Source organism: Endothiovibrio diazotrophicus (assembly GCF_054657215.1).
Window position 1 is genome coordinate 1 of record NZ_BAAHXB010000008.1, and the last position, 15,041, is coordinate 15,041.

Consider the following 15,041-nt stretch of genomic DNA (forward strand, 5'->3'; position numbering starts at 1 on the left):
GAATTCTTGATGAAGCAAACGGTGGAACATTAATCCTGGATGACATAGATTATCTTCCTAAGGAAGTGCAATCAAAACTATTGCGGGCGTTGGATGACGGCACCTACTATCGGATGGGTGAACCCACCAAATTGCGCCAAGCCAATTTCCGCCTAATCGCCACGACGACTAAATCACTACCCGCGATGATAGAACGGGATCTCTTCTTGCCTAAGTTATATAGTCGACTTTGCCGCTGGCGCATCTATTTGCCTCCGATAAGAGAAAACAGGAAAGGAATCAAAAAGCTGAGCACTCACTTTCTTGCCGAAATCAGCTTGCGCGATTCCCCAGAATCTCCCGCTAAAACTTTCGACGAAGATGCGTTATCTCTTCTTGCGGAATGCCTATGGAAAGGCAATCTACGAGAGCTATGTGACGCAATCGAGAATATCGCGTTACACAACTCAAGTAATGATGGTCCGATCAATGCCGAAGAGACAGCATCCGTACTCGTCAATCATGTTTTCAACCACCATGAAGGAAGTCCATTCGGTCACGGTATTGATCGCGACGCCCTGATCATGCGCATTCTTAACGTAGTTTCCAATGTCATACTTACTGCCAAGCTGACCGGCTGCTCACGGACAACGGTCTACAACGTTGCGAAGGGCAATAGAGAAAGTGATTAGACAATTAGGTCCATGACTCAGTTGCCACCTCACATCATGCGAGGATCTGCCATTGTTGCATTTCAAAGATCAGAAGCCTGCCTTGGCGATGTCTGCAATACGCCCAAAGAAGACAAGAAAAAGTCAACAAGTGCGTAGAGATGGACGCGGGGTAAAGCGCGGCGCCTTCTTGAAGCAAGGTGGTAATTCAGCGTGAGTGGTTTCGTTCAGCTTGGTCAGACCAGCGCCCCTCACGCTTGATGTTCGGTGCTTCGTTCAATAAGCCGAATGGCGGCTCCCTCCCCTTTCGCGGCATGATCATGACCAACGTGCTCGGTACCCGTCCGAAGGAATATGGGCACAAGAATCTGTCTCACACCGGGCCTTGGGCTTCTGTCATGAAATCGGCAAACGGATCGTCCGCCGTCTCATCGGCGACCGCCAGGAGGGCACCAAGCGCATCCAGCTGATCACCACTCAGATCGGCCAGCGGGAAGTGACGCCCCTCCGCCAGCGCCTCCAGCAGGGCATGGAAGCGCGCGGATAGGGCCTCGACGGTGGCGCGCCGCAGGTGGCTCGTCGCGAACACCCACTCCACCCGCAGGTGGCGGCCGGCGGTGGCGGCCAGGACGTCGAAGGGGTGGCTCAGGGGCGCGTCGGGGGCATGGCAGCCCGGCACCGGCTCGGGGGTCGGCTGGAGGGGGCCGTCGCCACCTGCCATGCCGCTCACCTGGCCCAGGTAGTTGAAGCGCACCGCGGCGGCGGGTGCCGATGGGTCGCCCGCCAGGTAGCGGCGCACGCCGTAGCCGATGCCGCCGTTGGGTACCGCCCGCAGTTGCCCGCAGAGGGCGCGCACGGCCTCTGCGCCCGCACTGCCGGTCAGGGTGAGGCGCACCGGATAGAGGGCGGTGAACCAGCCGACGGTGCGCTCCAGGCGCAGGTCGTCGAACAGCTCGGGGCGGCCGTGCCCCTCCAGGTCGAGCCACACCTCGCGCGCCCCGCTCCACTCGCCGAGCACGCAGCCGAGCACGGCGGCGAGCAGTTCGCCGAGGTTCACCTCCCAGGCGGGCGCCACCCCCTCGCTCAGCGCCCGGCTCTGCTCCGGGCTCAGGATCAGGGTGACCCGCTCGACGTCGGCGGCGGTCGCGGCCCGCGTGGGGTCCGCGCCGTCCCACGGCAGCGGCGCGGGCGCGGGGGCCACGGCGAGCGCCGCCCAGTAGGCGCGGTCGGCGGCCAGGGCGTCGCCCCCCGCCTCTTCGGCGAGGCGCGCCGCCCACTGGTGCGCGCCGCTGCTCTTCGGCGGCAGCACCGGTTCGCGGCCGGCGGCGAGGGCGTTGAGCAGGGCGTTCAGGTCGTCGGTGATCACCCACCAGGAGACGGTGTCGATCACCAGGTGGTGGGCGATCAGCACCAGTTGGGTGGGCATATCCGGCGCCTCGATGAGCAGCGCGCGCAGCAGCGGCGGGCGCGCCAGGTCGAAGCTCCCCTGCGCCCGCAGCAGCGCCCCCTCGGCGTCGGCCGTGACCCGCTCCACGGGCACCGCCGGGGTCTCCTCCGGCGGCATCACCACCAGTTCCTCTTTGCCGCTGTCGGGAAGATGGAGGCGCAGCGCGTCGTGGTGCGCCACCAGCAGCCCCAGGGCGCGGGCCAGCCGCTCGGCGTCGACCGGCGCGGCGGCGGTGAAGCGCATCGCCTGGTTGAAGTGGTGGCGCCGCGGCAGCGGCTGCTCGAGGAACCAGCGCTGGATCGGGGTGGCGGGCACCGGCCCGCGCACCACCCCCTGCTCGGCCAGCACGCTGCGCTCCGGGCCGACCGCGGCGGCCAGCTCCGCCACGCTCTGGTGGAGGAAGATCTCACGGGTGCTCACCGCCACCCCCACCCGCCCCAGGCGGGAGACCGAGAGGATGGCGAGGATCGAGTCCCCGCCGAGGGCGAAGAAGTTGTCGTGGCGCCCCACCGCGGGGAGGTCGAGCAGTTCGGCCCACACCGCGGCGATCAGCCGCTCGCGCGCCGTCGCGGCCGGCTCGGCGGTGAGCTCCTCGACGCTCGCGCGGGTGCGGCGCGGCGCCGGCAGGGCGTCGCGGTCGAGCTTGCCGTTGGCGGTCAGCGGCAGCCGCCCGAGGGGGACCACCGCGGCGGGCACCATGTGCGCCGGCAGCCGCTCGGCCAGCGCCGCGCGCACCGCCGCCGCCCAGCGACCCGGCGCGCTCCACTGGTCGGCGGCGGCGACCCCGGGTTGCGGTGCGTAGCCGGGGCGGCGGGCGGCGACGCTGTAGAGTTCGGTGCCGGCCAGCTCCGGGTCCTGGGTCACCTCTACGCGGTACCCCTCCCCCGACAGGCGCGCGGTGATGGCGGCGAGCCGCCCGTCGCTGTCGTGCACCTCCACCAGCAGTTGGGCGATGTGCGGCCAGTGCTCGGGGTCGATGCCGTCGAGCACCTCCGCCTCGCTGCGTTCGACGTCGACCTTGAGCAGGTCGATCCGCTCTATTCCCTCCGCACGGATCACCTCCGAGAGGCGCACCAACGGGCAGTCGATCTCCTCGCTCTCCATCAGCCGGTCGAGCAGCGACTCGCTGGCCGCCCCCTCGTGGCCGCGTCGGCGCAGGGTCTCGGCGATCAGCGCGCGATCGGCCTCCGCGGTGGCGTGGCAGCCCGATTGGAGGGAGTTGCCGGGGTAGAAGGTGAAGCGGGCGCGGCCGGCGTGGTCGGAGAGCGCCTGTTCGAAGATCCGCGCCTCGATCCCGTGGATGGCAAGGTTGGCGGCGAGGCGGGCGCGCACCGACGGGATCGGCTCGAAGGCCCAGATGCGGGCGTCGCGGCACTGGCGGGCGACGCTGAGGCTGAACAGCCCGATGTTGGCCCCGGCGTCCACCACCCGCGCGCCGTCGGGCAGCACGACGCCGGCCGCCCGGTAGACCCCGCGCTCGAAGATCTCGGCGTGGACGAAGGCGGTCTCGCCGTGGTTGACGCCGTAGACCGCCAGCCCGTCGGGCAGCTCGATCACCGCCTCGCCGGTTTCCGCGCCGAACGGCGGCGGGTCGGCGAGCAGGCGGCGCAGCGGCGCGGCCCCCTCGGCGGCGGGCACCGCGTAGGCCACCAGCTGCGCCTCGCCGTCGGCCACCTCGCGCACCACCACCGCGGCGCTCGCCACCCGCGGGTCGGCGCACAGCGCCGCCTCCACCTCGCCCGGCTCGATGCGGAAGCCGCGCAGGTTCACCTGGTCGTCGCCGCGACCCAGGTACTCCAGCACCCCGTCGGCGCGCCGTCGCGCCAGGTCGCCGGAGCGGTAGGCGCGTCCCTGCTGCCCCTGCGGCGCGGCGACGAAGCGCTCGGCGGTGAGTTCCGGGCGGTTGCGGTAGCCCGCCGCGACGCCGCCGCCCCACACCACCAGCTCGCCCGCCACCCCGTCGGGCACCGGGTTGCCGCGGGGGTCGAGCAGCGCCACCGCGAGGTGCGGCAGCGGCGTGCCGATGGGGCTGCCCGCCCCCTCCAGGTCCGCCGCGGTGATCCGGTGATAGATGACGTGGACGGTGGTCTCGGTGATCCCGTACATATTGATCAGCGCCGGCCGCTCCAGCCCGTAGCGCGCCACCCACGGAGCCAGCGCGGCGGGGAGCAGCGCCTCGCCGCCGAAGACCACCGTGCGCAGCCGCTCCAGCCGTCGTGCGCCTAGCCCGGACTCGGCGTGCATCAGGTGGCGGAAGGCGGTGGGGGTCTGGCTGAGCACGCTCACCCCCTCGTCGGCCAGCAGGTCGAGGAGATCCTCCGGCGAGCGCGCCTGCCAGTGGGGGACCACCACCACCCGCGCGCCGTGCAGCAACGCCCCCCACAGCTCCCACACCGAGAAGTCGAAGGCGAAGGAGTGGAACAGCGACCAGACGTCGTCGGCGCGGAAGTCGAAGCGCTCGGCGCAGCCCTGGAAGAGGCGCAGCACGTTGCCGTGGCTGACCGTCACTCCCTTGGGGCGGCCGCTGGTGCCGGAGGTGTAGATCACGTAGGCGGGGTGCGACGGGGTGAGGGCCGGCGGGGTCCATGGGTCACTGGCAGCCGGTCGGGCTTGGCCGTCCGACGGGCTGCGGGAAGAGCCCGTAGGTTGGGTTGAGCGGTAGCGAAGCCCAACACGCCGCCGCAGGACGCCGTGCGCCGCGGTTCTCGTGCAGGCCTGTTGGGCTTCGCTGCGCTCAACCCAACCTACGGGGGGCGATTCCCCATCGCTCGGCAGGCTGCCAGGCGGCTCACCCGACGCCCCGTCCACCCGCAGCAGGCGCGGCGCGCTCTCCGCCATCGCCGCCTCGGTGGCGGCCTCCACCAGCGCCAGCGGGGCGCCGCTGTCGGCGACGATGAAGGCGCGCCGCTCCGCCGGGTAGTCGGGATCGACCGGGACGTAGCAGCCCCCCGCCATCAGCACCCCGAGGATCGCCACCGGCCACTGCACGCCGCGTTCCAGCGCCACCGCCACCGGGGTGCCGAGGTCCACCCCCGCGGCGCGCAGGTGCACCGCCAGGGTGCGGGCGCGCTGCTCCAGTTCGCGGTAGGTGAGCCGCTGGTCGCCGCAGGCCACCGCCTCGGCGTCGGGGTGGGCCGCGGCTGTGGCGGCGAAGGCGGCGGTGAGGTTTGGCCAGGGCAGCGGCTCATTCGCGCCCAGCAGCGGCGGTCGCAGCAGCGCCTCGCGCTCGGCCGCGGTGATCAGCGGCAGCTCCCCCACCGGCCGTAACGGGTCCGCCAGGGCCGCCTCCAGCAACCGCTCGAAGTGGCGCGCCCAGCGCTCGACGCTGGCCCGCTCGAAGAGGTCGGTGGCGTAGATCCAGGAGCCCTGGATCGGCTCGCCGGCCCGCTCCCAGAGGTGGACCTCCAGATCGAAGCGCACCGCCCCGTACTCCAGCGACCGCGGGTTCACCGCCAGGCCGCGCAGGTCGAAATCGCGCTGCGGCGCGTTCTGCAGGGCGAAGGCGACCTGCACCAGCGGCATGCGGTCAAGGCTGCGTTGCGGGTTGAGGCGCTCCACCAGCATCTCGAAGGGGAGGTCCTGGTGCTCCTGGGCCCCCAGGGTGGTGCCGCGCACCCGCGCCAGCAGCTCGGCGAAGCCCTCCTCCGGGTCGATCCGGCCGCGCAGCGCCAGGGTGTTGGCGAAGAGGCCGACCAGCCCCTCCAGCTCGGCCACCCGGCGGTTGGCCACCGGGCTCCCCACCAGCAGGTCGCGCCGGCCGGTGAGGCGGAAAAGGAGGAGCTGAAAGAGCGCCAGCAGCACCATGAAGGGGGTGGCGCCGTGGGCCTCGGCGAAGCGGTGCAGGCGCCGGCCGGTGGCGGCCGGCAGGCGCACCGCCACGGTACCGCCGCGGTGGCTCGACTCCTTGGGCCGCGGCCGGTCGGCGGGCAGGTCGAGCACCGGCGGCGCCCCCGCCAGCGCCTCCTCCCAGTAGGCGATCTCCCGCTCCAGCCGCTCGCCGCTCAGCCAGCCCCGCTGCCAGCGGGAGAAGTCGGTGTAGGCCACCGGCAGCGGCGGCAGGGGATCGGGCGCGCCTGCGGCGAAGGCGTTGTAGAGGGCGGAGAGGTCGCGCACCAGCAGCGCCATGGACCAGCCGTCGGAGACGATGTGGTGGGTGTTGAGGAAGAGGATGTGGTGGTGTTCCTCCTTCAAACGAATCAGCCGCGCCCGCATCGGCGCCTCGGCGGCCAGGTCGAAGGGGCGCCGCGCCTCCTCCTCGCAGCGGCGCTGTGCCGCGTCCTCGTCGGCCACCGTCTCCTCGGCCAGCTCGATGCGGCTCCCCGCGGGGATGCGCAGGCGGGGCTTCTCCGCCACCTCGACGAAGCGGGCGAGGAGCTGCGGGTGGCGCTCGCCCAGGGCGTGCAGGGCGCGGCGTAGGGCGTCGCGGTCCAGGGGGCCATGCAGGTCGAGGGCGGCGGGGATGTTGTAGAAGGGGTTGGCGCCGCCGGTGAGGCGATCGAGGAACCACAGGCGGCGCTGGGCGTAGGCGAGGGGCGCGTCGTCGCCGGGGCCGGGGTGACGGGTGAGGGGTGGCAGACCACCCTCCCCCGCGCCGCCGGAGAGGAAGGCGAGGATCGCCGCCTTGTGCGCCTTGAGGCGCGCCTTGAGGGCGTCGTCGAGGGCGCCGGGCGGGGCGCTGATCTGCAGGTGGTCGCCCTCGGCGCGCAGGGTGGCGCCGCGGCGGCGGAGCTCGCTCAGCAGGGCGTGGAGCGGGGCGCCCCCGGTGGGGCGCTCGGGCACGCGCTCGGGGATCACCGCTCCAACGTCTCCAGTCCTGCCTCCGCTCCCGCTCCCTCCGGCCCCTCGCCGGCCGGCGCTTCGGCGGCGGCACGGCTCCCGCGCGGGTTCTCCACCTCTTTCCACAGGGCGAGGATCGTCCGGGTACCGGATATGCTCGGCTTGACCAAGGTGACGCGCATAAACCGATCATCCCTTTACCGGACGCCAATTGCCACTCCCCCCGATCCCCGGGGAACAATCGGCGGACCAGTCGGGCGCTGATGCCATCTGAAGACGGGCCGCGACGCGGCACCATTTGGGGTCATTTATTGAGAACGTAGAAAACCACGCCCTGAGGACGTGACCAAAGTTCAACGGCTCTGCCAGTTGAACGACTCATTTGCTGGTCATGGTGCCGCCGAAGATTCCGGTATCCGATTTGGCAGGGATGCTGAAAGGATGGCGATCCGGATGGTGGCATCCGGGTCTATGGCGCTCCTACGACCCCGTCCCGGAGTAGCTCCCGAAGCGCTGGTTGAGGGCGATCACCGTCTGGGCGAACCGGGTGATGTTACTCCAGTCGACGATCACGATATTGATGCCCAACCCACGCCAGGGGCCCAGCAGCCATTCATCTACCTTGGGATTAACGTCCTTGGCCATGTCCTCCAACGACGAGTAGGGGTGATCTCCCTTGGCGTACTCGTAGATCTTGTAGATGGAGGTCACGCCGCCCACCAGCGGACCGATCCCGGGGATCAGCCAGCCGCCGATGGCAACGTAGGTGGCGGCGCTATCGGCGATATCCTTGGCGATGTCGCCACCGTCGGGGGTGAACAGCCCCTGCACCACCCAGAAGGTATCGTGGCTGGTGTGGACTTCGGTATTGAGGCGGTCGTATAGAACATCCATGTTGGAGGTGTTCGGCCACATGGAGGTCAACATCGAGTGGCGCGGCCACAGATAGGGATGCCGGCTGTAGTCGGTATTGTCGTCGTCGCCCCAAAGGACAATTAGGCGACCCGTGGTATTCCAGATGGCGTTGGGGGTGACCCCCAGGCCGGCCGAGGCGTTGATCAGGTGGCCGGTGGTGCCGGGCGGCGGCCCGGAAATGGCCGGTATCGGCTCGCCAATGGGCGCCTCGGGGATCTGCAGGCCGCCCAGACGGAGGGCGATGGTCTCCACCAGTGCTTCCATTCTGGCGCGGCCGGTGGCAATCATCTCCTGGATTTTCTGTTCGTTCAGATCGCGTTTCTTCAGCTCTTCATCAAGATCCTTTTTGCCCTGCGCCGAAAGCAGGTCGCGGTCGCGGATCTTGGCCGCCAGCTCGTAGATGACCTTCTCGCAGAAGCCGTAGAAGTGCTGGAAATCCAGGATTAGGATCTCGTTGGCATAGCCGGGGGTACTGTAGAACCCCTCCACCTGCGAGAACAGGGTCTCCAGGGAGGTGGACACCAGGGTGTGGGTGAGTTGGTAGCCGCCGTAATCATCGCGCTGCAGCCGCAGGTCCAGGTAGCGGATGCCGCTGCTCAACTGGCCGCAGAAGTCTTGGCCCTGAGCCTTGGCCCAGGGCGCGACGACGGACTTGGCACGGTTGGCGGCGGTCGTGCCCGGCCCGTCGTCCGCGTCCAACCCGGTGGCCGAGGACGAGGTGATCATGAAGGTGCCCGAATCGTGGGTGCCCGGAATCGACAACTGGCACAGCGGAATGGACCCGATCAGGCCGGCCATCTTGCTCATCCACGGCCCCGGCGGCGTGGTCGCGACGGTGGGGGCCCACGACGGTGGCGGGGCCCCCGAGATACGGGGTGGGGAGAAGGGCAGGGTTCGCACCGCGGCGGCGGGGAGTCCGAACAAGCCGGTGCCCCCGGCCACCAGCAGTGTGGCATCGCCGTTACCGGCCCAGGCCAGGGCGGGCAGCCCGAGCGTGCTGTTGTAGGACGCGACGCTGGTGCGGATAGCGGTTTCGCTGTGCGCGTCAGGGATGTAGGTGAGCTGGCAGGTCGGACCGAGCGCCGCAGCAATGCAGCAGCCATCCGGTGCGGCGTAGGGCGCGGCGCCGTAGGCGTCCGACGGCACGCCGACCGACCACGACAGCTTTCCTTGGATGGGATCGAAGCCATAGGCGGTACCGACACTATAGCCGTACAGGGTGCTGCCGTTGCGGCTGAGGGCCAGTTGGATCGGACGCCCGGGCTGGCCTGCGGGCCGGAGGAGCGGCTGAGACCATTTCGGACTCCAGCAGTTCCGGCGTTTATTCCAATGAAAGCGTTTGAACCTTATCTGGGGCATCGAGGCCACCAGGGTAAGCTGCGAGGCATAGCCCACGTAGAAGCCATTGACGCCGGCCACCACCGAGGGACAGCAGGAGAATGGCGCGTTGGTCGAGGGCGGGGTGACCGGGGTGAGGGTGAAGGAGTCGGGGGACTCCAGCGCCGGCGTGCCGCCGCTGCTCACGCACGGGAACACCTGCACGGAATCCTGACTGACAAGGCACAGCGCCTCGCCGTTTGGGGCCAGGGCCATGGCGGTGTAGGGCTGAACCTTGGGGCCGCTGGCCAGGCTGCCGCCCTGGGACAGCACGGAGCCGGTGGCCGGATCGAGCAGAGTCACGCTCTGCGGTGCCCCCACATAGATCACCTCGTCGCGACAGACCAGTGGGACCATGGCGACGGAATAGGCGTCCTGGTAGGTGATCGTGGGAATCGACCACAGAGCAACTTGCCAGTTGGCCTTCATGGTGGCGGAGTCGAGCGAAAACACGGTAATGGTGGCTTCGCTGTTGTAGGGATTGGCCGGCAGGGCCACCGCATAGATCAGCGCTGAACCGTTGGGCAACGCCTGCAACGAGGCGCCGGCATTAACCGTCGCCGGCATGCCTGCCGCCACCGTGGGGGTGAAGGTGCCCACCACCGTTCGGGTCTGCAGCGAGACCGCCGACACGGTCCCGTTCGACAGCACATAGGCGGTGTTTTCGAGGGTGACGAGGGCGTTCCAAAGTGAACCGGTTTCCGACAGCGGGACGGTCCATTCCCCCGGAGGTAGGGGTTTGCCTTGCGATTGCGAAGCATCAGACGCCGCGCCTGGTACCCCAGGCTCCCGAACCATAGCCATATCCATCATCCTTTTTGTTCTTCCCTGGATCCCGGCTCGATTTTCCCGTCCTGCAATCAGGACGTCAACTCAACCACCGCTCCGTATGGATAGGAAATCCGACCGGTTAGGGAAAATTCCGGATGACGGCTAACCGCGACCGATGAGGACCCCTCGCGCGCCGCTCATCAACCGACCCGCTGATCGACCCCGTATTCGGGCTCCGCTTGAGCCACGGCGTGCAGGGTGACGCCGCGGCGACGGAGTTCGCTCAGCAGGGCGTCGAGCGGGTCGGCCCCGGTGGGGCGCTCAGGCACGCGTTCGGGGATCACAGCTCCAACGTCTCCAGTCCCTCCTCCGCCCCCTCCGGCCCCTCGCCGGCCGGCGCGTCTGCTGCCGCACGGCTCCAGCGCAGGTTCTCCACCCGCTCGGCCTGCTCCGCCACCGTCAGCGCCTCGAACAGGGTGCGCAGGTTCAGCTCCACACCGAGATCCGTATTGAGGCGCGACACCAGCATGGTGGCGAGCAGCGAGTCCCCGCCCACCGCAAAGAAGGAGCGGTCGACCCCGATCGCGCCCTCCCCCGGCCGGCGGCCGAGCACCTCCTCCCACAGGGCGAGGATCTCCCCCTCCAGCGGGGTGCGCGGCGGCGTCGCCGCGCCCTCCCCCAGCTCGACACCCCCCTCGGCCACGGCGTCGAGGGCGTGGCGGTCGAGCTTGCCGTTGGCGGTGAGGGGCAGGCGCTCCCAGGCGTGGATCACGCCCGGCACCATGTGCGCCGGCAGGCGCGCGGAGAGGTGGTCGCGCAGCCGCTCCGGGGCGAAGCGGTGGACGGTGGCGGGGGCACGGGCGGCGATGACGTGGATGTCGAGGGCTGCGGCGGAGCTCTCCTGCGATGGCAGCGAGGTACAGGCGGTGAAGCCGGAGGCGTTGAGCAGCCGCTCCCAGGCGGCGGCCGGCAGCAGCGGCAGGTTGGTTTCCAGGCGCTCGTCCTCATAGGCGCTGAAGCCCTCGATGAAGCCGACGGTGGCCATCTGCAGGCGGCTGTTGCGGGTGCTCTCCAGTACCAGGGCGAGCCCGCCGGGGGCGAGCAGGCGGCGCAGGTGGCCGAGGGAGCGGCCGATGTGGCGCGCGTCGTGGAGCACGTTGGAGGCGATCACCGCGTGGTAGCCGTGGGCCGCGTAGCCCTGGTGGAGCGGATCGCGGTCCACGTCGAGCAGGCCGAAGGTCAGGTAGGGGTAGGCGGCAAAACGCGCCCGCGCCCGCTCCAGGAAGAAGGTGGAGAGGTCGGTGTAGTGGTATTCGACCCCCTCCATGGGCAGCGCCGGCAGCAGGGTCGCGGTGGTCCCGCCGGTGCCGGCGCCTACCTCGAGGATGCGCAGCGGTCCGCCCCCTTCGCTTTGGCGTGCCGCGACGAAGGCGGCGAGGGTCTCGGCGGCGATCCGGTTCTGGAACTCCGCCACGGCGTTGAGCTGATAGATGCCGAGCGCCCGCTCGGTCTCGCCGCCGGGGAAGAGCAGTTCCAGGGGATCGGCCGTGCCGCGCAGTAGCGCCAGGTGGCTCTCCAGGGCACGCTCGAAGTAGTCGATGGCGGGGGCTGACTCCGGCCAGCGTTGCAGCGCCGCGGCCACCCGTTCGCGGGGCTCACCCAAGGAGAGGTCCGGCAGCGCCGCCGGGGCCGCGAACCCCTCGCCCTCGCGCACCAGCAGCCCCTCCTCCGCGAGCGCCTCCAGCCACTGTCCCACCAGCTTGGTGTAGCGCTCCTGCAACCCGTGGGTCGCCACGATCCCCGCCGCCGTGTGGCGCTCGCCCACACGCTGGAACAGCCCCAGCGCCCGCAGCGTGCGGCACAGCGCCGCCGTCGCCAGCCGCTCCATCTCGGCCCTGACCGCGACCAGCGCCTCGCGCTCGTCGACCGGCAGCGCCCCCTCCGCCGCGCGGCCCGAGCTCAGGGCGGCGTTCCACCACCCTTCCGCGAGTGCCTCATCCACCGCCTCACGCTCCACCGGCGCGCCGCTCGCCGCCTCCGCCACCACCACATGACCCACCAGCCGCCGCGCACCCCGCGCCGGACCCACCGCGGTCACCGCCGCCCGCGACACCCCGGGGTGCGACTCCAGCTCCTCCTCGATCTCTCCCAGTTCCACCCGGTAGCCATTGATTTTTACCTGGAAGTCGACCCGACCGAGCAGCTCGATGGTGCCATCGGCCAACCGCCGCCCCAGGTCGCCGGTGCGGTAGAGCCGCTCGCCGTCGCGGTCGATGAAGGCGGCGGCGGTGCGCTCGGCATCCCGCCAGTAGCCTATGGCCACGCCGGCACCGCCGATGTACAGCTCGCCCGGCACGTGCAGCGGGCGCTCCGTGCCGGCGGCGTCGAGGATGTGGATGGTTTGGTTGGTCAGGGGACGGCCGTAGGGGATGCTGCTCCAACCCGGATCGACGGCGTCGATCTCGTGGAAGATGGACCAGACGGCCCCTTCGGTGGCACCGCCGAGGCCGATCACCCGCGCCGCCGGCCACAGGGCGCGGATGCGTCCGGGCAGGGTGGTGGGAATCCAATCGCCGCTCAGCAACACCAGGCGCAGCGCGGTGGGGAGCGAACAGCCCTGCCGCTCCAGGTGGTCGACCAGCAGCTCCATCAGCGCCGGCACCGTATTCCAGACGGTGACCCGGTGGGCCACCAGCAACTCGACCCAGCGTTGCGGCTCACGCGCCGCCGCCTCCGGCACGGTGACCACCGCACCGCCTGCGGCCAAAGTGGCGAAGAGGTCGTAGACCGAGAGGTCGAAGCTCAAGGCCGAGAGGGCGATGACGCGATCCTCCGCCCCCAGGCCGAAGCGGGCGTTGACGTCGAGCAGGGTGTTGACCGCCGCGCGGTGGGCGATCATCACCCCCTTGGGCTCGCCGGTGGAGCCGGAGGTGTAGATGAGGTAGGCAAGGCCGTCCGGGTCGATATCGACAGGCCCGGCGAGGGACTCGCTTGCGAGCGCCTGCGGGAAACTCAGGGGGACGATCCCCTCGGGCCAGACCGCACCCTCCGCCCCGGCTTCACAAAGGACCAGCCGTGCCCCGGCGCGCGCCAGCAACTGGTGGCGCCGCGCCTCGGGCAGTCCGGGGTCCACCGGCACATAGGAGGCCCCGGCGAGCATCACCCCGAGGGTCGCCACCACCTGACCCCAGCCCCGCTCCAGGCTCACCGCCACCGGCTCGCCGGGCTCGATTCCGGCGGCACGCACCGCGCCGGCCACCCGCCCGGCCAGCTCCACCAGCTCGCCGTAGGTCAGCGTCCTCTCAGGGTCGATCACCGCCGTCGCCTCCGGGGTGCGCGCCGCCTGCGCCAGCACCAGCCCCGGCAGGGTCGCATCACTCAACGGCCCGGCGGTAACGTTGACCGCCGCAGCGATCGCCCGATCCGCCTCGGGCGTGAGCGGCACCGAGGGCTCGCTCCACGCCCGCTCGTCCTCCGCCAGCCGCTCCAGCAGTTCCCCATAGGCGCCGAACATCGCGTCCAGCAGTCCCTCCGGGAAGAGGTCGGCGACCGCATCCCAGGTGGTCTTCAGCGCTCCGTCCCGCTCACTCGCCTGGTGATCGATCCACACCTGGGGGGTCTGGCTCACCGTCTCCCCCGGGGTTCCGAAGAACGGAGTCTCCTCCCCCCCCTGCGCGCCGATGCCGAAGGCGGAGGTGAAGACCACCGGCATCCGCGCGCCGGGGCCGCCGCCGCTGCGGCGGTTGAGTTCGCGCATCACCTCGACGCCGCTGAAGGCACGATGTTCGAGGTCGGACCATAGCCGCTTTTGCAGCGCCCGCGCCCGTTCGGCGAAGCGCTCGCTCACTGCGGCATCCACCTCCAGCAGGTTGAGCGAGGTGAAGTCGCCGACGATCCGCTCCACCTCCGGGTGCAGCGGCAGGCGCTGGAACAGGGTGAGGTTGAGAACAAAGCGCGGCGCCTCACTCCACGCCGCCAGCACGTCGCCGAAGGCGGTCATCAGCGCCGCCGAGGGGGTGACGTCATGGTCCTTCGCCCGCTCGCGCAGCCGGCTCCAACGCGCCGCCGGCAGGTAGGCGGTGCGCCCGGCGAAGCGCGGCGCGGCGAGGGTGGCCGGGTCCACGGCGAGGGGGAGCTGCGGGGCCGGCGGCAGGGTGTCGACGCGCGCAAGCCAGTAGTCGCGTGCCGCGGCGTAGACCGGCAGGTCGCGCAAGCGGCGCTCGGCAAGGACGTAGTCGCGGAAGGTGAGGTTCAACGGTGGCAGCGGCGCATCCGGCTCGCGATAGAGGCGGTTCCACTCGTCGAAGATGATCTGCAGGCTGGTGGTGTCGGCCATCAGGAAGTCGACACTGATGTGCAGCCGCAGCGCCGTCCCTACGGTGCGCGAGGCGCGGATCTCGAACAGCGGCCACTCCTCGCTGGAGAGCTTCTGGTGAGACATCTCCGCCGCCCGCCCCGCCAGCCGCGCCGCCCGCTCCGCGGGTTCCAATCCACGAAGGTCCTCGACGGCGATGCGGTAGAGTGGAACCTCCTCCAGCACCCGCTGGCTGCCGTCGGGGAGGATCACCATGCGCATCATCGGGTGGCGCACCACCAGACGGTTCCAGGCCGCCTCCAGACGCGCCAAGTCGAGGTCAGACGCGTCCACTTCCAGGTAGGAGTGGGTGGCGACGTTGCCCAGCTCGATCTCGGAGGAGCGCCCCACCCAGTAGGCGTGCTGGATATCGGTGAGGGGGAAGGGGTCGTGGCGGTGCGCCGGGTCGGGCCGCGCCTCGGGCAGGGTCCCCTCCTCCGCCGGCCGGGCGAGCAGCCGCACCACCTCCTCCTTGTGGGCCTTCAGACGCTCGCGCAGCAACGGCGTCAGGGCGCCGCGCGGCGCCTTGTAGCGCAACTCGCCACCGTCGAGGGAGAGGCGCACCCCGGCATCACGCAGCGCCTGTAGCAGCTCGCTCACCGCACTCACAACACCCCCACCTCTTGCACCTTATCCGCCGACTCCACCACGTCGCCAAGCTGCGTATCGATCGACGCCGCAAACCCGCCCACAGTACCACCATTGACAAGAACAAGAATGAAGACCCCGTCGTCCGTTGTTGGAACTATCC

Annotated in this window: 6 protein-coding genes; 1 reads left to right on the forward strand and 5 read right to left on the reverse strand. The window is 69.9% G+C overall.

Going from position 1 to position 15,041, the window contains the following annotated elements; genetic code table 11:
* Nucleotides 1-671 (forward strand): sigma 54-interacting transcriptional regulator (locus tag ACYQ2W_RS03730; protein ID WP_459863355.1); only part of this gene is annotated, 671 nt, incomplete at its 5' end.
* Between the two features lie 352 nt (nt 672-1,023).
* On the opposite strand, the gene ACYQ2W_RS03735 is transcribed toward ACYQ2W_RS03730, so the two are convergent.
* The 5 genes from ACYQ2W_RS03735 to ACYQ2W_RS03755 all read right to left on the reverse strand — a co-directional run bounded on the left by ACYQ2W_RS03735 (nt 1,024) and on the right by ACYQ2W_RS03755 (nt 14,899).
* Nucleotides 1,024-6,891, reverse strand: a complete 5,868-nt coding sequence (locus ACYQ2W_RS03735; RefSeq protein ID WP_459863357.1) for a non-ribosomal peptide synthetase — start codon at nt 6,889-6,891, stop codon at nt 1,024-1,026.
* On the reverse strand, nt 6,888-7,055 hold the full coding sequence (locus ACYQ2W_RS03740) for a hypothetical protein (RefSeq protein ID WP_459863359.1): 168 nt from the start codon (nt 7,053-7,055) through the stop codon (nt 6,888-6,890). Before ACYQ2W_RS03740 ends, ACYQ2W_RS03735 begins: the two co-directional genes overlap by 4 nt.
* Before the next feature lie 298 nt (nt 7,056-7,353).
* Entirely contained in the window at nt 7,354-9,978 is a 2,625-nt protein-coding gene (locus ACYQ2W_RS03745) for a PI-PLC domain-containing protein (RefSeq protein ID WP_459863361.1), read from the reverse strand.
* Nucleotides 9,979-10,136: 158 nt separating this feature from the next.
* The gene (locus tag ACYQ2W_RS03750; protein ID WP_459863363.1) at nt 10,137-10,280 is read right to left on the reverse strand and encodes a hypothetical protein; all 144 of its coding nucleotides are present in this window, start codon (nt 10,278-10,280) and stop codon (nt 10,137-10,139) included.
* A complete protein-coding gene (locus ACYQ2W_RS03755) occupies nt 10,277-14,899 on the reverse strand; it encodes a non-ribosomal peptide synthetase (protein ID WP_459863365.1) in 4,623 nt (1,540 codons plus the stop codon). Before ACYQ2W_RS03755 ends, ACYQ2W_RS03750 begins: the two co-directional genes overlap by 4 nt.
* Nucleotides 14,900-15,041: the final 142 nt, after the last annotated feature.

Excerpts from the sequence above, each read along its gene's own strand:
- ACYQ2W_RS03740 (WP_459863359.1), bottom strand. The coding sequence starts at position 7,055 with ATGCGCGTCACCTTGGTCAAGCCGAGCATATCCGGTACCCGGACGATC.
- ACYQ2W_RS03745 (WP_459863361.1), bottom strand. The coding sequence starts at position 9,978 with ATGATGGATATGGCTATGGTTCGGGAGCCTGGGGTACCAGGCGCGGCG.